Below are 21,145 nucleotides of genomic sequence, written 5' to 3' on the forward strand. Positions count from 1 at the left end.
GAAGGGCGAGGGGTGGTGGGAGATGAAGGGCGAGGGGTGGCGAGGTCAGGCGAGGCTCAGAAGCCTTCCATTCGGTGCGGGACGTAGTGCGCTTCGAGCGAGCTCATCTCTTCGGCGTCGAGGGTGAGGTCGACGGCCGCCACGGCGTCGTCGAGGTGGTGGGGCTTGGTGGCGCCGACGATCGGTGAGGTGACGACCGGGCGGTGCATCACCCAGGCCAGGGCGATCTGGGCCCGGGTGACGCCTCGGGCCTCGGCGAGTGCCGCGACCTGGTCGCTGATCTTCCGGTCCTCGGCCTCGGCCTGCTGGTACAACGTCTTGCCGAGGGGGTCGGTCTTGATCCTTTCGGCGGCCTCGTCCCAGGCCCGGGTGAGCTTTCCTCGGGCCAGCGGGCTCCACGGAAGCAGCCCGACGCCCTGGTCCAGGCAGAACGGGTGCAGTTCGCGCTCGTCCTCCCGGGTCAGCAGGTTGTACTGGGTCTGCATGGAGACGAAGGTCGTCCAGCCGCCGAGCCGGGCGGTGTACTGGGCCTTGGCGAACTGCCAGGCGTACATCGACGAAGCGCCGATGTAGCGGGCCTTGCCCGCCTTGACGACATCGTGCAGGGCCTCCATCGTCTCCTCGATCGGGACGGTGTCGTCCCACCGGTGGATCTGGTAGAGGTCGACATGGTCGGTCCGCAGACGGCGAAGGCTGGCGTCGATCTGTTCCATGATGTGCCGGCGGGAGAGCCCGCCACCGTTCGGGCCGGGACGCATCACACCGTGGACCTTGGTGGCGATGACGACCTCCTCACGGCGTGCGAAGTCGCGTATGCAGCGGCCGAGGATCTCCTCGCTGTGGCCGAGGGAGTAGATGTTGGCCGTGTCGAAGGTGTTGATCCCGAGGTCGAGGGCGCGCTTGATGAACTCGCGGCTCTGCTCCTCGGGCAGGGTCCACCCGTGTGCGCCCCGCTCGGGGTCGCCGTAGCTCATGCAGCCGAGGGTGACGGCGGAGACTTCGAGCCCGCTGGCACCCAGCTTCAGGTACTTCATGTCAGTGCGGCTCCTTCTGGAACATGCGGATGACGCTGGAATCGTCGTCGCGGCCCAGCCCCTGGTGGCTGGCGCGGGAGAACAGTTCGGCGGCCTGCTCGGTCAAGGGAGTCACAGCACCCGCTTCCCGGGCAGCGGCGAGGACGAGGGACGAGTCCTTGACGAAGATGTCGATCGCGCTGCGGACCGGCGTGGTGCCGTCCTTGAGCATCCGCGGCCCGCGGTCGCTCAGCATGAACGAGGAGGCGGCACCGGACTCGATCGTGGCGAGCACCTGCTCCGGGTCGAGGCCGAGCGCACGCGCGAACTGCAGGGCCTCGCCCGCCGCCGCCAGGTGCACGGAACACAGCAGCTGGTTGACGAGTTTCACCGCCTGCCCGTCGCCGACCCGGTCACCGCAGTGGGCGATCCGCGCGGCCATGAGCTCCAACAGCGGCCGGACCTCGTCGAGTACCTCTGGCGCTGCGCCCGCGAGCACGGTCAGTTCGCCGGTCACGGCCCGGACGGCTCCCCCGGTGACCGGCGCGTCCACCACCCGGGCACCGAGGGCTTCGAGACGCAGGCCCGCGTCGACCACGCAGTCGACACCGACCGAGCTCATCAGTACCACGGTGGTATGCGCCGCGAGGCCGCCATGGACGCCGTCCGCACCGAACAGGGCCTGCTCCAGCTGGGCCGGCGTGGCCACCATCACGACGGCCGTGTCGGCGCCGCGGACCGCTTCGGCGGCGCTGCCGGCTACGCCGGCGCCCTCGGCGGCGAGCTCGGCTGTGCGGGCGGAGTCCGGGTCGAACACCGTCACGGGATGCCGGCGCATCACCAGCCTGGCCATCGGCATCCCCATGGCCCCGACTCCGACGAACGCGACCCTCACGCGGCCTCCCCGTTCTTCGGGGCGAGTGCGGCTGCCAGGTGGTTCAGGGCGGATCCCACTTCTTCTTCCTTCGAGGAGAACGGGCTGTTGTGTGTCTCCAACTCCAGGACTAGCGGCCCCTGGTAGCCGACCGCTGCCGCCCCGGTCAGGACGCGGGCGAAGTCGATGTCGCCCAGGCCCATCGGCCGTCTGATGTCCCCGGGGACGGCATCGCGCAGATGGATCGTGGACACCCGGTCGGCGAACCGGGGGAGCAACTCGGCGGGGTCCTCGCCGGCGGCACGGACATGGGAGACGTCCCAGGCCTGGGTGATGCCGGGCGCCAGTGCGGCCAGCAGTTCGTCCGTGCGCGTCATCGTGTTGACCAGCCGCAGGTAGTGGGGCGCCTCGACGGTCAGCTCCACGGCCACCTCGCGGGCCCGGTCGAGCACGGGCTCCAGCCCGGCAGCCACCCGTTTCAGCTGCTCCTCGGCCGGTACTCCGGAGTCCTCCGGCTCGCCGCAGGTGAGCACCAGACGTTGACTTCGCGCGTCGGCACAGAAGTCGAGCAGCCGGTACATCGCCTCGCGTACCGCCGTGTGGTCGGCACCGCTGTTGAAGGACCCGGGATCGGCGTTGACGCCGGTGACGGTCAGGGACGCCGCCCGGACCCGGGCCGCGACGGCGGACAGCTCGACGGCGGTGCCGGTGGGCGGAACATGCTCGCACAGTCCGGCCAGGGCGCCCAGGTCGACCTGATGGAAGCCGAGGCCGGCGATGGTGTCGAGTGCCCGCGGCAGTTCACGGTCGCGGAAGGTGATGGTGGAACAGGACAAGGGGGGCAACGTCGGCATGACTCATCCGGTCTCTCAGGTGCGGGGGGAAGGAAGCTGTTCCGGTGCCGGCGGAGTGGGCTGGGCGTCGCCCTCGTAGCGGCGGGAGAAGTCAGCCATGTGCGCCGAGACGACCGTGGCCACGTGTACGGGATCTCCGGTCTCGATCGCGTCGACGATCGCGACGTGGTCCGCGTAGCGCATCCGGTCCGTCGCCCGGGCAGGGCCGGCCGCAATGATGATCATCTCGATCTGGCCGATCAGACGGCCCCACACGGCGCTGAGGGTGTCGTTACCCGTCAGCTCGCAGAGCCTTGAGTGAAAGGCCAGGTCCAGTTCGATCTGCGCGCCGAACGACAGTCCCGGGCCCTTCAGCGGCTCAAGCAGCCCGCGCAGTTCGGCGGCGCTCTCGGCACGGTCCGCACGCTGCGCCAGCTTGGTCGCGGCCAGCACCTCCAGCGCCTCGCGGACCTCGAAGACCTCGCAGATCTCCTGCCGGGAGAGCTCCCGGACGTGCATGTGTCCACGGCCGTCGCTGATGATCAGGCCTTCGACCTCCAGCGGGCGCAGAGACTCCCGCAGGGTTCCGCGGCTCACCCCCAACTCGCCGCTGAGCGTCACCTCCACGATGTGTTCGCCGGGGCGCAGAACGCCCGAAATGATCTGTTCTCGCACATAAGCGGTACAGCGCTCCCGCAGTGTGCCGCGGCCGAGTGTGGCCTGAACACCGTTGGTCATGGCGAGAACCGTAACTGTTGACATTTTTTTGTCAACAGTTACGGTGACGAAACATCAACGCCGAGGAACGGACGGAGATGAGGGGTACGTGACGCGTCTGTGGAATGCGCCGGACGACTTTCCCGACGAGATGCTCGCCGGTTTCACCGCAGCGAGTGGCCGGTGGGTACGGCAGGTGCCAGGTGGTGTGGTGCGCTCGACGCGGGACCCGCGGCCGACGGTGTCGGTGGTCGTCGGCGGGGGATCGGGCCACTACCCGGCCTTCGCGGGGCTCGTCGGTCCCGGTCTGGCACACGGTGCCGCCGTGGGGAATCCGTTCTCCTCGCCGTCCGCCCGCCAGGTCGAGTCGGTGGCGCGGGCCGCCGACCAGGGCCGGGGAGTCCTGATGTGCTACGGGAACTACGCCGGCGACGTCCTGCATTTTGGGGAGGCGGAGGCCGCGGTCCGAGCCGACGGCATCGACTGCCGTACGGTGCGGGTCACCGACGACATCTTCAGCGCCCCGGCCGGCCGAGCGGAACAACGGCGCGGCATCGCGGGCGACTTCACCGTCTTCAAGATCGCCGGGGCCGCCGCGGCGGCCGGACACGACATGGACACGGTGGAGGCCCTGGCCCGGCGGGCGAACGCACGCACCCGGTCGATGGGTGTGGCGTTCTCCGGTTGCAGGCTGCCGGGCGCCACCGAGCCGCTGTTCACCGTCCCCGAGGGACGGATGGCCATCGGTCTGGGAATTCACGGAGAACCGGGCATCGCCGAGGTGGACATGCCGACCGCGGACGGCCTCGCCGAGCTGTTCGTCGAGCGCCTGCTCTCCGCGGAAGAGGTGCCGCTGCCGGACGGACCGCGCGGTGCCCGGGTGGTCGCCCTGCTCAACGGCCTCGGTTCGGTGAAGTACGAGGAGCTGTACGTCGTCTACCGACGCGTCGCCGAACTTCTCGATGCCGCCGGGGTGACCGTGGCCGACCCCCATGTCGGTGAGTACTGCACCAGCTTCGACATGGCGGGGGTCTCCTTGACCCTGCTGTGGCTCGACGGCGAACTGGAGCGACTGTGGTCCGCGCCGGCCGACACACCGGCGTTCCGGACCGGGAGCGTGGACACTTCCCTGCTGCTACCCGCCCAGATCGCACCGGACGCCGAGAGCGGGAGTGAGCCACTGCCGGAGTCGAGCCGAGCCTCCCGTCGGCTCGCGGCCAGGATCGTCACGACCCTCGACGCCTCCCATGCCGCCATCGACGCCGCGGCCGAGGAACTCGGCCGCATCGACGCGGTGGCCGGTGACGGCGACCACGGCGTCGGCATGCGGCGCGGCACCCGCGCGGCGGCCCGCGCCGCGACGGAGGTGGCCGCGCGGGGCGCGGGCGCTCTGACGACGCTGCACGCCGCTGCCGACGCCTGGTCGGACAAGGCCGGTGGCACGTCGGGCGCGATCTGGGCGGTCATCCTGCGTGCCGTCGGACGCGAACTGGGCGACGACCGGGAGCCCACCCGGGAGGACCTCGTCCGCGGACTGAACCGCGCAGTCGAAGACGTCACCTCCTACGGCAAGGCCGCAGTGGGCGACAAGACGCTGGTCGACGCGCTCGTACCCCTCGCGGACACCTTCGCCGCGGCCGTGGGAGCCGGCACGGACCCGACCGCCGCGTGGTCACAGGCGGCCGCCGCCGCGGAGACCGCCGCCCAGGCGACCGCCGACCTGCTTCCTCACCGCGGCCGGGCCAGAACCCACGGCGAACGATCCCTGGGCACCCCCGATCCCGGAGCTGTCTCCCTCGCGGCCCTCGCCCGGGTCGTCGAGCAGTCGTTCTCCACCGTCGGCTGACCGCCGTACCGACCAGCCCTTCAACGAACGGACTTCGCACCATGACCGCCTGGCGTCTCGTCGTCGGCTCGGACGACGCAGGATACGAGTACAAGCAGCGCATCAAAGCCGATCTCCAGAACAACCCTGACGTGGCCGAGGTCGTGGACGTCGGTGTCGACGCCGATGGGCACACCCACTATCCGACCGTGGCCATCCGGGCCGCCGAGATGATCGCGAGCGGGGAGGCCGAACGGGCGATCCTGGTCTGCGGGACGGGGCTCGGAGTGGCCATCGCCGCGAACAAGGTGAAGGGCGTGCGCGCGGTCACCGCCCACGACAGCTATTCCGTCGAGCGGTCGGTGCTCTCCAACAACGCGCAGATCCTGTGCATGGGACAACGCGTGGTCGGTATCGAACTCGCCCGGAAACTGGCCCGGGAGTGGCTCGCTCTCCGGTTCGACGAGTCCAGCCCGTCGATGGCGAAAGTCGCCGAGATCCACAACTACGAAGCCCCATAGCCCGGTCGAGGCTTGCCCCAAGGCCGGGTGGCGAACCACCCCGGGGTTGTCGGAGCTCTCAGTCGCCGGCTGTGAGCCGGGACCTCCGGGGTGCCCTCCCTCATCCGGCGGGGCCGATCAGCTGAAGTCCTGCCGTACCCGTTCCCGATGCCCCTCCACCGCGTCGGCGTAGGCGCGGGCTTGAGGGATCTGCCAGTAGGGCCCGCCGTTGTAGCGCGACGCGAGCTCTGCTTTCTGGGCATCGGTCATCTGCTCAGGGGGAACGTCGGCGAACGAACTCTGAGCCTTGAGATCCGCCATGTACTTGGTGGCAATCAGCAGGTTCTGGGTGGGGTCCTCGAGCGCTCCGCGGATCTCGTCGCGCTGGTCGGTGGTGAGGTTGGCGGGCTCGTAGCCGAGCGTCTCGGCTGCGCGACGGATCTGGACCGCCATGGGCCCGTAGGAGGTGTTGTCCCGATCTCCGCCCAGGGGGCCGGGCAGGTTCTCCGGAACGAGAGGACTGAGGACGTTCTCCGCCACGACGCGGGACATTTCCACCTGCCGGTCGATGGCGTAGGGCGTGCCCCCTACCTCCTGCATCGCGATCGCCGCGACCACGTCCGGCGGCAGACCGTACACCTTGGCCGTCTCGTTGATCGCCGCCCGGTTCTCCAGGACCCACTCCCTTTTGTCGCCGATCGCGTCCGTGAGCCACGAACTCCTCACCTCCGGCATGCCCTTGGCATGGGTGCGCAGATCCTGGAGCAGGGCGGAGACCGTGGCATCCGGCCCCGTCAAGGTGCTGCCCTTGCCCCAAGGACTGCCCGGAAGACTGGTGAGCGGGTTGTCCGCGGCTTCCGCACGCTCCGCCGACAGTGCCTTCACCTTGGACAGCAGCGCCGCCGCGTCCTTGTGCGTGGTGCGGAAATCGGGGATGAGCGCCGTCGCCGCCTTCAGCGCCGCCACACAGGCCTCACGGGCAGACCGCTCGGTGTTCAAGGCTTGGGCGAAGGCGGCCTCGGCCTGGGCGTAATAGCGCTCGGCGTCCTCCCTGATCGCGTCACGATCGACGCCGAGTTCACTGATCCAGTCGAGAAAACCGGTGGTTTGCCGCATGTCCTCCCAGCGCCGCATCGGCTCCGCTGACTGCTGGGCGCGGGTGAGCGCGAAGCCCTCACCGCGCAGCACTCCGTTCAGCCGCTCCTGCGCCTCCTTGCCGTCGCGCAGGTGGGGCTTCGCGTCCGCCACCGCGTCCGCGTACTTCAACAGCGCCGACTGCGCCGCGTCGTAGCCGTCGTAGAGACCCCGGGCCAGGCCCCGCACATCGCGCAGACGGGCCTCGTACGATGTCCGGGCCACGCTCTCCCACTGCACCTGCTCCGCCTTGCGCACGGACGGCTCGATGGAGTCGAGCAGATCGCGCATCCGCCGGTACTCCTGGGCGTTGCGCTCGATGAGGACCGGATCGCAGTCCTCCAGGAACTTCACGTCCGCGTAGTACACCACCATGCTCAACCCCGCTTCCCGGGTGCGTAGGTGGACGAGTCCACGAAACTCCTGAGTTCCGCCGCCGTGGCCGCCTCCGTGGACGTGTACGCGTTGCCCGTGCTCCTGAGCAGGGTGGAAAGAGCGGTCAGCAGCGCCGCCAAGTCGGTCCCTTGATCCGCAGCGAACCCGGCGAAGTCGTGGACCGCTTCCGACACGTCCTGGTGCGAACGCGGTGCCCGGGCCATCGTGCCGGCATCCCCGTCGAGACGGCCCTGCTCCAGCAGACCAGCGATCTCCAGCAGGATGTGCGCGCTGCCGTCAATCGAATCGGGCGCAGCTCTGTAGCCGCCGAACGTCATGGTTCCAGCTCCCCCTGTACTGCCCCATGGCGGTACGGCTCGGTTGAATGTACGCCACCGAAACCTCAGTGCCATCGCAGGATAAGAGCAGTTGGGGAGCACAAGGACGGGTTCGCAGGGCGTGCGCCGCAGTCCCTCACGACTCCCACAAGCGGGATGAGGGGTTCCCCGCGCTCTGTCCTGGTAGGGCTCGTTTGGGTCGGTCTTGATCTTGGGGTCGACATCGTCATGCACCGGATCCGCGAGGCACTGGAGCCCAGCGGGGTCGAGGTCGACCTGTCCTCGAAGTCGGATCGCGACCGGGAGGAACGCTTTGTCGCCGTCTCCGAATAGGCGGTCTTCGAATAAGCCGTCTTCGCACAGGCCGGGCGAGCCGCGCTTCGCGGTGGTCGGCAATCCGCGGAACCGCCGGGTGGAGATGTTCGTCGCCGCCGTACGGGCGGCCGGACTGCCCGCGCCCCGGCTGCCGGCCTGGCGTGACATGCTGCGCCACGGCGCGCGGATCGAGGCCGGCGAGACCGTGGGGATCGATTCACCCGGTGAGGACGAGGAGGTGGAGCGGCTGCTCCGGGGGCCCGGCGACCCCAGGCGCGTGGAGGGCATGGCCCGCTGGCACGCCCGGTTCACCGGCGCCGTCCGGGAGGTCGCGACGACTGCGCGGGAGGCCCGCGCGGCCCTGCTGGACGATCCGGTCGAACTGGCCGAGGTGTTCGACAAGCGGCTGTGCCACGGCGTGCTGAGTGCGGCCGGGGTAGCGGTCCCGTCCTCGCCGACCTCGGGGCCCGACGCCCCGTCGGTCGACGGCTGGGACGACGTACGGGCGGCCCTGGTCGGCACCGCCGGGCTGCGGCGCGCGTTCGTGAAGCTCGCGCACGGCTCGTCGGCGCCCGGCGTGCCGGCCATCTCGGCCGTGGCCCCGGGCCGGTTCCGTGCGGCCACCTCCGTCGAACTCACACCGGACGGCGCGCTGTTCAACTCCCTGCGGGTGCGCCGGTACGACAAGGAGGCGGACATCGCCACGATCGTGGACGCCCTTGCCCCGGACGGGCTGCACATCGAGAGCCGGCTGCCCAAGGCGGCGCAGGCCGGCCGGGCGGGGGCGGCCGACCTGCGTGTCGTCGTGATCGGTGGCCGCGCCACGTATGTGTTGTCCGCACCAGCCGCTCCCCGATGACGAACCTCCACCTCGGGGGCCTCCGCGGCGACCTGGCCGCCGCCCGGGCCGCCACTGAGGCCGCGGGTGTGGACTGGGCCGACGTGCTCGGCCTCGCCGAGCGGGCGGCGGGCTGCTTCCCGGCGACCCTGTGCGTCGGCGTCGACCTGCTGCCCGTCACCCGATGGCGGCAGTTCGCGATCGGCGAGGTCAACGCCTTCGGCGATGTGCTGCCGCGCCCACCGGCCTGGAGGGCAGTGGCGCCGAGGGAATGGACACCTACGCCGCCCAGGTCGCGGCCGTGACGCGCGACGCCGCGCACGGGGAGGACCCGCACGAATCCGCTGCCTGAACCGGACAGGAACAAGGCAGTCGGCAGCCACGACCTGCTGCTCGTCACCCTCTACTGGCGTCAGACAGGCAGGGCGGCGAGCCACTCGGTCAGGAGTCGGTTGACCTCGGCGGGGCGTTCTTGCTGGATCCAGTGGCCGCCGCCGTCGAGGACGTGGGAGGAGACCAGGCCCGGGAGCGTGACCGGGTACGCCTTGATCGCGTCGGCCAGCCATGTCGTGGAAGCGTCCAGACTGCCCCCGATGAACAGGGACGGCTGGGTGATGGGGGCACCGTCGAAGTCGGCGAGATCCTCCCAGTCGCGGTCCATGTTCCGGTAGCGGTTGAGCGCTCCGGTCATGCCGGTGCGTTCGAACTCCCCGGCGTAGACGTCGAGGTCCTTCTCGCTGAGCCAGGCGGGCAGCCGGCCGAGGGGGAAGCGGTCACGCAGCGTTCCGGCCCTGCCGACGAAGTGCGGATCGGGAGCGCCAGGTGCGGACATGGTGTCGGCGGACAGGGCCGCGTAGAAGCCCGCGAGCCAGCCGCGTACATCGGGTTCGATCTCGGCCTCGGCGCGGCCCGGCTCCTGAAAGTACGAGACGTAGAACTCCTCGTCCCCTCCCATCTGAGCGAAGATGTCGCTGGGGCGGGGCCCGCCGCGCGGGCTGTAGGGAACGCTCAGCAGTCCCACTGCGCGGAAGACCTCCGGCCGGAGCAGGGCGGAGTTCGCGGCGATGTTCGCGCCCCAGTCGTGGCCGATGACGACCGCCGACTCCTCGCCCAGGGCATGCACCACCGAGACGTTGTCCTCCACCAGGTCGAGCATCCGGTACGCATCCGTCGCGGCCGGTTTGGAGGAGCGGCCGTAGCCCCGGACGTCGACGGCGACCGCGCGGTACCCAGCCGCCGCGAGTACCGGCAGCTGCCGGCGCCAGGAGTACCAGGACTCCGGGAAGCCGTGTACGAGCAGCACCAGCGGCCCGGTTCCCTGCTCCACGAGATGAATCCGGCCTCCTGGCGAGGAAACCAACCGGTGCGTGACCTCCGCGACGTGCTGCGACATACGACTCCTCCAGAACTGCTGGTCCGTTGTGCGCCAGGACGGCTCCCTGCCGCCGTTCCGCCTGCTCAATGCCGAGCATGCGGAAGACTCGGCCGAAAGGATGAGTTCGTTTGCCGATTCAGCAAGCCCGCGCCGAGTCACCAGGGAATGATGGCGAGGGCTTCCACTTCCAGCACGAGTTCCGGTCGGAAGAGCGCGGCCACCTGTACGGCCGTACTCGCCGGCGGACGCGCGGTGTCGATGTGGGCGTCGCGGACGGCCCGTACCTCCGGCAGTATGGCGACGTCGGTGACGTAGAAGGTGAGCTTGGCGACCTCGGCGAACGTCGCGCCGCCTGCCGCGAGGCAGCGCCGTAGGTTCTCGAAGACCTGACGGGCCTGGGCAGCGGCGTCGCCCTCCCCGACCACGTTTCCCTTTTCGTCCAGTGCCACCTGTCCGGAGACAACGACCAGCCGGCCTTCGCCCACCACCACATGGCTGTAGCCGTTACCCGGGGCGACCCCGTCAGGCGGAATGTGGGTGAGCATGGTCCCGTCCGACTCATCTGACACGGGCGTTCTCCTCAATGAGCTTGTAGGGGTCGGGATTCACGCCGGGATCGTTTCACGAGGGTGTCTCAGGCATCGAGTCATTTGCAGAGCTCACGAAACACAGATTCCGCAGGAGGGTCGCCGCCAGACGGGCCGTATCACGAGAGGCGACTGTTGTCGCGGCGCCGACGGCTCGTCGGGCTCCAGTTGCGGCCCGTCGGTGCGCATCGCAGGCTGCTTCCATGGACCGCACATCGGAAGACAGAGTGCTGCCCATCCTGGTGACGGGCGCGGCGGGCAGCGTTGGCGGCGTCGGACGATCCGTGGTCGAGGGCCTTCGGCGGCGGGGCCTGCCCGTCCGGGCCATGGTGCATCGCGATGACGAGCGGGCGGATGCGCTGCGTGCGACGGGCGCCGAGGTCGTCGTCGGGGACCTGACGCGCGCGGGCGACGTCGACGAGGCTCTGGCCGGTTGTGGACGTATGTACTTCGGTATGGGCGTGTCGGCGCAGTATTTGGAGGCTGCCTTGACGACGGCGGCCGTCGCACGCGCGTACGGACGCCTGGAAGTGTTCGTGAACATGTCGCAGCTGACTGTCGCCGAGATGGACCTCACCAGCACCTCCGAGTCGGTGCAGCAGCGGCAGCAGTGGCTGGTGGAGCAGGTGCTCAGCTGGTCAGGTCTGCCCACCGTCCAGATCAGGCCCACTGTGTTCATGGAGAACCCGCTGTTCCGTGTCGGTTTCTCCTCGATCGCGAAGTCCGGAAGCATCAGACTGCCCTTCGCCCGGGCGAAAACCTCCCCTGTGGCGGCCGGGGACGTCGCCGCGGTCGTGGAGGAGATCCTGGCCGATCCCGCATCGCACATCGGCAGGATCTACGAGCTGACCGGCCGGCGCTCGGAGGACGTCGCCGGTATGGCGTCGGAGGTATCCGAAGCTCTCGGCCGACCGGTCAGTTACACCGACGTCCCCCTGCAGGAATGGATCGACGACGACCTCAGGCCGCTGGGGCTGCCGGACCACGTCTTCCAGCACATCTCCACCATGGCTCGCCTTCATTCGGAGAATCGCTACGACCGCAAGGCGGAAGGGGTCGAGCAGGTCATCGGTCGACCTCCTACCGGGGTGGCCGACTACGTCCGTCAGAACGCCAGCGTGTTCAGCTCCTGAAGCGGGGTCGAAACTCAGTACGAAACCCTCGTTTCCGCAGTGCACTCGGCTGAGAGCAACCGGGGCTGCAGGACGTCGGCTGCCGCCTGGGGTCCCCCTGCCAGGACCCGCACAGACCAGCACGCACGAGGAGAATCATGAACCGTCGTGTCGTCTACACCCGGGGCGGGTTGCCCGCCGACGTCCTGACCGTCATCGAGGAGCCGGAGCCGGCGGGGCCCGAGCGAGGCCAGGTCCTCGTCCGCACCACGGCATTCACGGTGCATCCCGGTGATCTCCAGGCCGTCGAGGCCCACCCGGGGAAGGCCGCACAGCCGGTTCCGGCCGGCCTGGAGGCCACCGGCGTGGTCGAGGCGATCGGCCCGGGAGCGCGCGTCGCGCCGGGTGTCGAGGTCGGTGGCCGCGTAACGGTCTTCCCCCAGCCGGGAGCGTGGTCCCAGTGGATCGTGACGGACGCCGAAGCCGTCTTCGCCGTACCGGACGAGTTGTCGGACGAGGTCGCCGCGCAGATGCTGGCGAACCCGCTCACCGCGGTGATGCTGCGCCGTGAGGCGCAGGAGCACATGGCCGTCGGATATGACGGTCTTCTCGTGCAGACCGCCGCGGGCTCCTCGGTCGGGCGGCTGCTGACGGGCGTGTGCCAGTTTCACAACCTGGCGCTCGTCAACGTCGTCCGCAGCGACCGTGGTGCCGCCGAGCTGCGCAAGCGGTTCCCCGACGTGCCGGTCGTGTCGACAGCACACCCGGGCTGGGCCGACGAGGTCCTCAAGGCAGCCGGCGGCCGACCGGTGAGTGTGGCCTTCGACCCGATCGGCGGCAAGCTGGCGGAAAGCCTTCTCGACCTGTTGGCGCCGGGCGGGAAACTGGTCAGTTACGGGCTGATCGCCGAGGAGCCGATCTCGCTGCACGCGTCGACGCTGCTGAACAAGTCGCTGACGCTCCGGGGCAGGAGCATTGGCCGGTGGCTGTCCGAGGCCTCCGCCGAGAGGCGGGCATCCGACGTGGCCACCGCGAAGCAGATCGCGCTGGCGCTCAAGGACCAGTTCGAGGTGGCCGCCACCTACGGTCTCGGCGAGCTGGCCGACGCCGTGGAGCACGCGGTACGGCCCGGCAAGGTCGGCCTCGTTCTCGTCCGCCCCTGACAGCCGGCGGAAGGCCGGGGCTTGACGCGACCGTCGACTGCGTGGGCGGGGAGCCGGTCACCGGATGCGCGGAGCCCTGCCTGGGCGGGGCGTTGCGGCGGCCGCTGTTGAGGACCGTGCCGATGGCGCGGACCACGGCAGTTCGCGCACGCACTCCGAGCGGCGACGCTCTGACACTTCCCCCGGCGGTGGCCGCCTCGCCCCGATATGGCCCGGCGTGCCGTAAGTGAACGTTGGGTTCCCCTGTCGTCCCGACTTCTACGTTCGTATACCGGTCTGTCGACGCGATGGACGGGAGCCCGACGGCCGCCTGCAGTACGGCCATTGGCGTGCCCGGGTGTCGCCGGGCTTGTGCCTGTGTTCCCATCCGGCAGGGCGGACGGCGGGGTTACTTCTGGCGAACGGTTGGGAAACGGTTGCCGGATGGCACGCTCAACGTCTTGCTGTGGGTGTGTCTACGCGCGTATCTTTCCAGCCGACTTCCGGGTTGTCCCACTCCTCCCACATATCAGCCACACCCCCTTTACAACACCTTCTGCAAGAGAGAGCTCCACGTGTCCTCACGCATACCCCCGGCCCTACGTGGCAGGAGCGCCAAGGCCGTCCTCATCGCGCTTCCCGTCGGCCTCACCGGTTCGCTCATCGCCCTGCCCTTCGCCGCCGAGGCGGCCCCGTCCTCCGACGCCGTGATCTCCGAGGTCTACGGCGGTGGCGGCAACTCCGGTGCGTCCCTCACCCATGACTTCATCGAGCTGGGCAATGCCGGGAACGCGTCGTTCGACCTCAGCGGCTGGTCCGTGCAGTACCTCAGCGGCTCGCCCACCTCCACCTCCAAGTGGCAGGTCACCCCGCTCTCCGGCGCCGTCCCCGCGGGCGGCAAGTACCTGATCCAGGAGGCCAAGGGCGCCGGCGGCGACACCGCCCTGCCGACCCCCGACGCCACCGGCACCATCGCCATGTCGGCGGCCAGCGGCACCGTGGCGCTGGTCCACTCGACCACCGCGCTCACCTGCCTGACCGCCGCCGACTGCGCGGCCGACGGCACCGTCAAGGACGTGGTCGGCTTCGGCACCGCCGTGGTCCGCGAGGGCAGCCCCGCCACCGGCGCCGGCAACACCACCTCCGTCTCCCGTGACGCCAAGTTCACGGACACCGACGACAACTCGACGGACTTCACCGGCTCCGCTCCGAGCCCCAGCAACAGCACGGGTGAGAGCGGTGGCGGCGACCCGTCGCCCACGCCCACCCCGACGCCCACCGACACCACCCCGGGCCCGCTGCGCATCCACGACATCCAGGGCGCGACCCGGCTCTCCCCGGAGAACGGCAAGACCGTCACCAACGTCCCCGGCGTGGTGACCGCCGTCCGCAGCACCGGCTCGAAGGGCTACTGGATCCAGGACCCCGACGCCGACAACAACCCGGCCACCAGCGAGGCCATCTTCGTCTTCACCGGCTCCGCCACCCCCCTGGTCAAGGTCGGCGACTCGGTGGTCGTCTCCGGCAAGATCAGCGAGTACTACCCCGGCGGCAAGAGCAGCGGCACGCAGTCCGTCACCGAGCTGACCGCCCCGACGGCGAGCGTGCTGTCCTCCGGCAACAAGCTGCCGGCGGCCGAGGTCATCGACGCGGCCACGATCCCCGACGCCTACGCGCCGAAGGTCGAGGGCGGCAACATCGAGTCCCAGCAGCTGGAGCCCGGCACGTATGCGCTGGACTGGCTGGAGGCCCACGAGGGCATGCTGGTGGAGATCCGCGACACCCGTGTGGTCGGTGCGTCCAACCAGTACAACGAGACCTGGATCACCACCAAGCCCCAGCAGAACCCGACGCCGCGCGGCGGCACGGTCATGACGGGCTACGACAACCCCAACTCGGGCCGCCTGCTGATCGCCTCACTCACCGGTGACCAGCTCAAGGCCGATGTCGGCGACACCCTCACCGGCACCACCGCGGGCCCGCTGGACTACGCCAACTACGGCGGCTACAACGTCCAGGCGACCACGCTCGGCACGGTCAAGTCCGGTGGGCTGAAGCCGGAGGTGGCGCAGAAGGGCAAGTCGGACGAGCTCTCCGTCGCGACGTACAACGTCGAGAACCTCGACCCGACCGACCCGCAGAGCAAGTTCGACCGGCTCGCCGAGGGTGTCGTCAAGAACCTCGCGTCGCCGGACATCATCAGCCTGGAGGAGATCCAGGACAACAACGGCGCCAAGGACGACGGCACGGTCGCGGCCGACAAGACGATGGCCCAGTTCATCGACGCCATCAAGGCGGCCGGCGGCCCGGCGTACGACTGGCGTTCCGTCGACCCGGTCAACGACCAGGACGGTGGCGAGCCGGGCGGCAACATCCGGAACGTCCTCCTCTTCAACCCCCAGCGCGTCAGCTTCGTCGACCGGCCGGGCGGTGACTCCACTACCGCCGTGGAGGCCGTCAACGCCGGCAAGAAGGGCGTGCAGCTCTCGGTCTCGCCGGGCAGGATCAACCCCACCTCCGACGCCTGGAAGAGCAGCCGCAAGCCGCTCGTCGGTGAGTTCGTCTTCCGTGGCGAGCAGGTCTTCGTCGTCGGCAACCACTTCAACTCGAAGGGTGGCGACAAGCCGCTGCACGGCGCCGACCAGCCGCCGGTGCTCGGCTCCGAGACCCAGCGCCTGGCCCAGGCCAAGGAGGTCAACGCCTTCGTCTCCGGCATCCTGGCCAAGGACAAGAAGGCCAAGGTGGTCGTCCTCGGCGACATGAACGACTACCAGTTCTCCAAGCCGCTTCAGACGCTGACCGCGGGCGGTGTCCTCACCGACCTGATCAACACCCTGCCGGTGGGCGAGCGGTACAGCTACGTGTACGACGGCAACTCGCAGACGCTGGACCACATCCTCGTCTCGCCCGCCATCAAGAAGCCGGTGTACGACGTCGTCCACATCAACTCGGAGTTCTCCGACCAGACGAGCGACCACGACCCGCAGGTCGTCCGCATCAAGTGAGCACACCTGCCCACTGATCGACACGCTGGGCGTGCACGTGACCACGTGCACGCCCAACGTGCTTTCGTCACCCGGCGGTCAGCGCAGCGGGTCCGCCCTGACCAGGTCGGTGGCGCGCTCCGCGACCACAACGAGCGGATCGTCGTTGGCGCCGATCCGTGGCGTCGATCTGTGGCGCCGATCCGTCAAGCGCGACCTGCCCCTTCGACGTTGCGGTCAGCCCTTGACGGTAGTGCTCTCGACGCCGGGAAACCCCTTGTCCCACCAATGCCCGTAGCGCCGGTAGACGGCTGGATCGCGAAGCAGTGCGGACAGCCTCTCCGCCTCTTCGGTCAGACCCTGCCAGGCAGCCTTGCCGAGCCTGTGGAAGGCGGTCAGTTCCAGCCCGTCGTCGCCTGCACGCCATACTCCGGCGACCTGCCCGTCGACCAGCAGGCACGGCAGCGTGTCGCCGTTGCGCCGGACGACCAGAGGTCTGTATTCCTCGGGGACGAGCCGACCGGGGCCGCCGTGGGCCAGCAGCGTGCTGTCCCACATCGGCAGCAGCCGCGGCGGCGCCGGGGTGTCCTCGGCCGGCACGGTGGCGTCCGCCAGGTCGAACAGGGCGGCGCGGCCCGGGCCTGTCACCCGCGCCAACTGGTCGCCGAGTTCCTGCAGCGCCCGCGTGATCACGGGACGTGTGAGCAGGGTGAACCGGGCGAAGTCCTGGGCCGACGCGGGCCCGAACGCCCGTAGGTAGGCGAGCAGCAGCCGCCGCACACCGGCGGCCGCTTCCTGCGGCCCGGCCTCCGCGGCAGCCGAGGAGGCGAGATAGGCGTTCGGCTGCGTGAACGACCACGGGCCGCCGGTCGGCGCGTGATGCGTCGGCGCGTAGGTGCGCAGCGCCCACCACACGCGGTGCGCGTGCTCGCCGAACCGCCCGGTTATCTCGTCCTGCACCTCGGCGCCGGTGCGGGGGCGCGCCAGGAACCGCGCGAGTGCCGGGAGCAGCGCGTCGGCGTCTGCGTGCGTCAGCCCGGTCGCGGTGAAGCGGCGGTCGTACAGCCGCGCCGCCCGCAAAGTGCTCAACATGGCAGCCCGGTAGGGCTCGTAGTCCTCGGCGTGCACGGTGTGCAGCGTGATCCGCATGAGGCTCGCCTTCACGATCAGGCGGTTCGCGAACGCCGCGTCGAGATCTTCGGGCACGAAGTCCTGCACACGGTTCCACAGAGCCAGGTACGGCGATGCCGGTGTCTGCGCCTGCAGAGCGCACACCCGGCGGACCGCTTCGGCCACATCGAGGCGCCGGCGTTCGAGCAGGAACTGGCGGTCCAGGGTGGCCAGGGCGAGTTGTCGCGCGGTAAGGATCACGCCCGGATTATGGCGCCGTCGACGACCTCCTCACCTACCTGACCGCCGCAGCACACGCGATGCAGAAGAGCCGCGACTGGCGCAGGACTGATGTGCGGCACCGCCGGATACCCAGTCCATGTCACAGGGTGTCGGGCTGTCTCGTCTCAGGGGGTGTAACCACCGACAACCACGGAGGAGCACACCATGGACGCGCGACTGAACTACTTCGCCAGCCCGACCGCCGGCAAGGTCCTCAAGTACTTCATGTCGGCGGGCAAGGCCCTCAAGGACTCGCCGCTGCCGGCCGTGACACAGGAGCTGGTGGCGCTGCGCGTGAGCCAGATCAACGGCTGCGCCGCCTGCATCGACATGCACACCAAGGAGGCCGCCGCTGCCGGCGAGACCGCGGTACGGCTGAACCTGGTGGCGGCGTGGCGGGAGGCCACAGTCTTCACCGAGGCCGAGCGCGCCGCGCTGGAGCTGGCGGAGGAGGGGACCCGGGTCGCGGATGCGGCCAGGGGCGTCAGCGACGAGGTGTGGGCGTGCGCCGCCAAGTACTACGACGAGGAACAGCTCACTGCCCTGGTGATCCTGGTCTCCTTCATGAACTTGGCGAACCGGCTGAACATCATCACCCAGCAGCCGGCCGGCAACTACGAGGCCGGACAGTTCCACTGAACGGCATCAGTAACTGACTCGGGGCGCTGCTGCGAGTGCTGCGGGTGCTGCGGGTGCTGCGGGCGCTGCGCCCCGAGCCCGGTATAGCCAGGTGAGAGGGTGCCAAGTAGAGGAGATTCCACGTGAACAAGGTTGACGAGTTCTTGGAGTTGCGGCCGCTGCTGTTCTCGATCGCCTACCGGATTCTGGGCAGCGTGAGTGAGGCCGAGGACGCGGTGCAGGAGACATGGCTGCGCTTCGACGGCTCGACGACCCCACCCACGTCGCCCAAGGCCTTTCTGTCCGCCACGGTCACGCGGATCTCGATCGACGTGCTGCGCTCCGCGCGCGTGCGGCGAGAAGAGTACGTGGGCCCGTGGTTCCCCGAGCCGTTGCTGAGTGATCCGTATCAGGATCCGGCGCGGTCGGCGGAGCTGGCCGACTCGGTGTCGATGGCGGCGCTGTTGTTGCTGGAGCGGCTCAGTCCCCTGGAGCGGTCGGTGTTTGTGCTGCGGGAGGTGTTCGCCTTCGGATTTGACGAGGTCGCCGCGGCGGTAGGGCGTTCAGAGGGGGCGTGCAGGCAACTGCTGGTGCGCGCACGGCGGCACATGGAGACCGGGCGGCCACGGTTCGAAGCGAACCGTCAGGAGCGTCAGGAGCTGGCGGCACGGTTCTTCTCCGCATTGAAAGACGGCGACGTTGGCGCGCTGCAGAATCTGCTGGCGGCTGATGTCCAACTGGTCGGGGACGGCGGCGGCAAGGCCCCGCAGCTGGCCAAGGCCGTCATCGGGGCCGAGAAGGTGGCCCGGCTGCTTGGCTCCGTCTTCCCTCGGATGGCACGGATCGACGTGACGTTCGAGCCGCACGAGGTCAACGGCGAACCCGGCGCGATCTTCCGCGACCGGGACGGCAAAATCCTGCACACCCTGGCCCTCGAAATGCTCGACGGGCAGATCCAGACCATCCGCTCGGTGATCAATCCCGACAAGCTCGGCCACCTCGGACCGGTCGCCGACGCCTGGGCCGTCGACCGCGAGGTGAAGCAGACCCGCCGGCAGATGAACTGACCTGAGCCGTGGTGTGGGGACAGCCCTCAACGGTCAGCCCTTATCCGGGGTAGACGGTGCCGTCCTCCACGAAGCAGAGTGGGTTGCCCCAGGGGTCCTCGACGTAGAACGATCGCTCGCCCCAGGGGCGGACGACGATGGCGCCTGCCGGAGCATCGTGGACCAGTTCCGTGGACAGGCAGTCGAGTGCCTGGGCCCGTACGAAGACGGCGTCGAGGTCCGTGACGGTGAAGTACAGGGACTTCGCCGCCGGATGCGGCGCGGCCAGGGCGGACACGTCCTGGACGGAGAGGGTGACCGGTCCGCACTGGAAGTAGCAGCGTGCCCCGGCCTGTCTGCGCCCCTCCAGGCCCAGCAGCCTGCCGTAGAAGGCGATGGCCTCGTCGAGATCACCGACTTCCACGCTCAGTCTGAACATCTGCGGAACGTCCGCGCGGTCTGTTCGTCCGGTGGTCGAGCTGGTCATGTCAGGGGTTCTCCTTGGTTGCGATCGGGTGGCCCATGCTGCTGGGAAAAGTGGGCGAGCCACTGAGTGACCAGGTCCAGCCGGCTTCGCTGGAGCCGGTAGACGCGCGAGCGGCCTTGGCGCTCGCTGCTGAGCAGGCCGGCGGCTTCCAGGACCTGCAGGTGTCTGGTGGTCGTCTGCCAGGAGTGGGCGAACACAGCGGCGATCTCGCCGGCTGTCATGGATCCACCGTTGAAGTAGACAGTTAGCAGGACACGCCGCCGTGCCGGGTGTGCCAACGCGCTGAACACCGCCTCGTAGACGTCGACCCGGCCCGTGGGCTCGTCGGTCGTGGGTTTCTCTTTTGCCGGGAATACAGACACAACATTCAGCCTACGGGCTGAATGTTGTCGCTGCAAGTACAGTTGGCCGCTCGTGCTCTCGTGCGCTCGTGCCGCACTGGCACGCGCCGACACCCCGAACGTCGCGACGAAGACCGTCGGCGGCGCGCCGCGCTGGGGAACGTACGATCAGGCTCCCTCAGCGCTGGAAGGCGGTCGGTCCATGCCCGTGCCGAGCTTGCTCGCGGTTTTCGCTCACCCGGACGACGAGTCGTTGTCTGCAGGCGGAGTGCTCGCACGTCACGCGGCAGCGGGCGCGCGTACCGCAGTTGTCACGGCGACCTGGGCCTCGGACACCCTGCGGGCCGCGGAGTTGGCCGAGGCGCTGCACATTCTCGGGGCCGGCAAGCCGCGGATGCTCGGTTACGCCGATGCGCGTGTACCGGAGTCGGCCCGGGGTCGCGTACGGTTCTGCGATGCGCCGCTGGGCGAGGCGGTGCGGCGGTTGGTGGAGCACATCCGTGAATTCCGCCCGGACATCATGGTCACCCACGACGCCTACGGCGGGCTGCCCGGTCACCCGGATCACGTGCACACCCACCGGGTGACCATGCTCGCTGCCCAAGCGGCCGGACTTGGGCAGCTCTACCCGGACGCCGGTGCCCCCTGGCAGCCGCGTGCCCTCTACCTGGCCACGCACCCGCGCTCCGCAGTGCCGGCGCTGAGAGAGGTGATCGGTGCGCGCAAGGCGGTGTACAGCGTTCCGGACGAACAGGTCACCGCAACTGTCGATGTCGGGCCTTGGATGGAGCAGAAGATCGCCGCGGTGCTGGCGCATCGCTCCGAGGTGGAGCGCGGGGCCCTACCGGGAGTGATCGCCGGCCTTCCGGCGGATGCAAGGGAGCGGCTGTTCGCAACCGAGTGGTACATCCGTCACGCCCCCATGACTGCGGCCTCGGCCCAGACGGAACTGACCGTCTGACCACGGGGCCCGGTCCCCGGTGAAGGCGATGTGCTGTGCAGGAGGGGCGGAGAAAAGGGGGGGGCGGTTGAGCCGCCCGGTGCAAGCGAACCGTGAGGTCGCTATCGCCTGCCTGAAATCGCCACGATGCACGGCACCGGTGGGGATCGACCAGTGCATGAAGCCGTGTCGCCCCTCGATGAACCACACGCGGTCATCGGACAGTTGGAGCAGGTGGTGATAGCGGTTCGCGTCTTCGCCCTGCGGCAGCCGCGGCCGGCAGCCTTCCAGGAGCATCGGTCGACCGAAGGGCGATCACCCACCTCGGACAGGCAGGACAAGGCCATTTCCCCCGGGCC

The 21,145-nt window shown here is 69.4% G+C and carries 19 protein-coding genes and 1 pseudogene; 9 read left to right on the forward strand and 11 right to left on the reverse strand.

The window, feature by feature from the left end:
- Positions 1-56: 56 nt before the first annotated feature.
- Genes FPZ41_RS14410 through FPZ41_RS14425 form a run of 4 tightly spaced genes read right to left on the reverse strand, consistent with a single transcriptional unit; the run spans position 57 to position 3,458 of the window.
- A complete protein-coding gene (locus tag FPZ41_RS14410) occupies positions 57-1,034 on the reverse strand; it encodes an aldo/keto reductase (RefSeq protein ID WP_152862656.1) in 978 nt (325 codons plus the stop codon).
- 1 nt (position 1,035) lies between these two features.
- On the reverse strand, positions 1,036-1,908 hold the full coding sequence (locus FPZ41_RS49880; RefSeq protein WP_322620223.1) for an NAD(P)-dependent oxidoreductase: 873 nt from the start codon (positions 1,906-1,908) through the stop codon (positions 1,036-1,038).
- On the reverse strand, positions 1,905-2,723 hold the full coding sequence (locus FPZ41_RS14420; protein WP_194236087.1) for a sugar phosphate isomerase/epimerase family protein: 819 nt from the start codon (positions 2,721-2,723) through the stop codon (positions 1,905-1,907). Before FPZ41_RS14420 ends, FPZ41_RS49880 begins: the two co-directional genes overlap by 4 nt.
- A 33-nt stretch (positions 2,724-2,756) precedes the next feature.
- Entirely contained in the window at positions 2,757-3,458 is a 702-nt protein-coding gene (locus FPZ41_RS14425; RefSeq protein ID WP_152862661.1) for a GntR family transcriptional regulator, read from the reverse strand.
- Between the two features lie 88 nt (positions 3,459-3,546).
- Between FPZ41_RS14425 and FPZ41_RS14430 the strand changes: the two genes are divergently transcribed.
- Positions 3,547-5,283: a dihydroxyacetone kinase family protein gene (locus tag FPZ41_RS14430; RefSeq protein ID WP_322620224.1), complete on the forward strand. Its 1,737-nt coding sequence runs from the start codon at positions 3,547-3,549 to the stop codon at positions 5,281-5,283.
- A 41-nt stretch (positions 5,284-5,324) separates the two neighbouring features.
- A complete protein-coding gene (locus FPZ41_RS14435) occupies positions 5,325-5,783 on the forward strand; it encodes a ribose-5-phosphate isomerase (RefSeq protein WP_152862665.1) in 459 nt (152 codons plus the stop codon).
- 117 nt (positions 5,784-5,900) lie between these two features.
- On the opposite strand, the gene FPZ41_RS14440 is transcribed toward FPZ41_RS14435, so the two are convergent.
- Together FPZ41_RS14440 and FPZ41_RS14445 are read right to left on the reverse strand one after the other, a co-directional pair.
- The gene (locus tag FPZ41_RS14440) at positions 5,901-7,277 is read right to left on the reverse strand and encodes a lysozyme family protein (RefSeq protein WP_407698783.1); all 1,377 of its coding nucleotides are present in this window, start codon (positions 7,275-7,277) and stop codon (positions 5,901-5,903) included.
- Positions 7,274-7,609 (reverse strand): hypothetical protein, encoded by a 336-nt coding sequence (locus tag FPZ41_RS14445; RefSeq protein ID WP_152862667.1) that lies wholly within the window; start codon positions 7,607-7,609, stop codon positions 7,274-7,276. Before FPZ41_RS14445 ends, FPZ41_RS14440 begins: the two co-directional genes overlap by 4 nt.
- A gap of 418 nt (positions 7,610-8,027) precedes the next feature.
- Here FPZ41_RS14445 and FPZ41_RS14450 point away from each other — a divergent pair.
- Positions 8,028-9,114: pseudogene (locus tag FPZ41_RS14450) on the forward strand (STM4014 family protein).
- 60 nt (positions 9,115-9,174) lie between these two features.
- Here FPZ41_RS14450 and FPZ41_RS14455 read toward each other — a convergent pair.
- Positions 9,175-10,155, reverse strand: coding sequence for an alpha/beta fold hydrolase (locus FPZ41_RS14455; RefSeq protein ID WP_152862669.1), 981 nt, complete (start codon positions 10,153-10,155; stop codon positions 9,175-9,177).
- A 137-nt stretch (positions 10,156-10,292) separates the two neighbouring features.
- Positions 10,293-10,682, reverse strand: coding sequence for a RidA family protein (locus FPZ41_RS14460; RefSeq protein ID WP_152862721.1), 390 nt, complete (start codon positions 10,680-10,682; stop codon positions 10,293-10,295).
- A 245-nt stretch (positions 10,683-10,927) separates the two neighbouring features.
- Between FPZ41_RS14460 and FPZ41_RS14465 the strand changes: the two genes are divergently transcribed.
- The 3 genes from FPZ41_RS14465 (at position 10,928) to FPZ41_RS14475 (ending at position 15,983) form a co-directional block, all read left to right on the forward strand.
- Entirely contained in the window at positions 10,928-11,857 is a 930-nt protein-coding gene (locus FPZ41_RS14465; RefSeq protein ID WP_152862671.1) for an NmrA family NAD(P)-binding protein, read from the forward strand.
- A 137-nt stretch (positions 11,858-11,994) separates the two neighbouring features.
- A complete protein-coding gene (locus tag FPZ41_RS14470; protein WP_152862673.1) occupies positions 11,995-12,999 on the forward strand; it encodes a zinc-binding dehydrogenase in 1,005 nt (334 codons plus the stop codon).
- 554 nt (positions 13,000-13,553) lie between these two features.
- Entirely contained in the window at positions 13,554-15,983 is a 2,430-nt protein-coding gene (locus tag FPZ41_RS14475) for a lamin tail domain-containing protein (RefSeq protein ID WP_322620225.1), read from the forward strand.
- Between the two features lie 216 nt (positions 15,984-16,199).
- Here FPZ41_RS14475 and FPZ41_RS14480 read toward each other — a convergent pair whose 3' ends face one another.
- Positions 16,200-17,333: a winged helix DNA-binding domain-containing protein gene (locus FPZ41_RS14480; protein ID WP_322620226.1), complete on the reverse strand. Its 1,134-nt coding sequence runs from the start codon at positions 17,331-17,333 to the stop codon at positions 16,200-16,202.
- Between the two features lie 186 nt (positions 17,334-17,519).
- On the opposite strand from FPZ41_RS14480, the gene FPZ41_RS14485 reads away from it, so the two are divergent.
- Positions 17,520-17,993 (forward strand): carboxymuconolactone decarboxylase family protein, encoded by a 474-nt coding sequence (locus FPZ41_RS14485; protein WP_152862675.1) that lies wholly within the window; start codon positions 17,520-17,522, stop codon positions 17,991-17,993.
- 122 nt (positions 17,994-18,115) lie between these two features.
- Complete coding sequence (locus tag FPZ41_RS14490) at positions 18,116-19,039, forward strand: RNA polymerase sigma-70 factor (protein WP_322620227.1); 924 nt, start codon at positions 18,116-18,118, stop codon at positions 19,037-19,039.
- A gap of 40 nt (positions 19,040-19,079) precedes the next feature.
- On the opposite strand, the gene FPZ41_RS14495 is transcribed toward FPZ41_RS14490, so the two are convergent.
- The gene (locus FPZ41_RS14495; protein WP_152862677.1) at positions 19,080-19,505 is read right to left on the reverse strand and encodes a VOC family protein; all 426 of its coding nucleotides are present in this window, start codon (positions 19,503-19,505) and stop codon (positions 19,080-19,082) included.
- Positions 19,502-19,867, reverse strand: coding sequence for an ArsR/SmtB family transcription factor (locus FPZ41_RS14500; RefSeq protein WP_194236088.1), 366 nt, complete (start codon positions 19,865-19,867; stop codon positions 19,502-19,504). The genes FPZ41_RS14495 and FPZ41_RS14500 overlap by 4 nt, the downstream gene beginning before the upstream one ends.
- Positions 19,868-20,048: 181 nt before the next feature.
- Between FPZ41_RS14500 and FPZ41_RS14505 the strand changes: the two genes are divergently transcribed.
- The gene (locus FPZ41_RS14505) at positions 20,049-20,807 is read left to right on the forward strand and encodes a PIG-L family deacetylase (RefSeq protein ID WP_152862681.1); all 759 of its coding nucleotides are present in this window, start codon (positions 20,049-20,051) and stop codon (positions 20,805-20,807) included.
- Positions 20,808-21,145: the final 338 nt, after the last annotated feature.

This window comes from Streptomyces acidicola (assembly GCF_009377235.1).
GTDB classification, from domain to species: domain Bacteria; phylum Actinomycetota; class Actinomycetes; order Streptomycetales; family Streptomycetaceae; genus Streptomyces; species Streptomyces acidicola.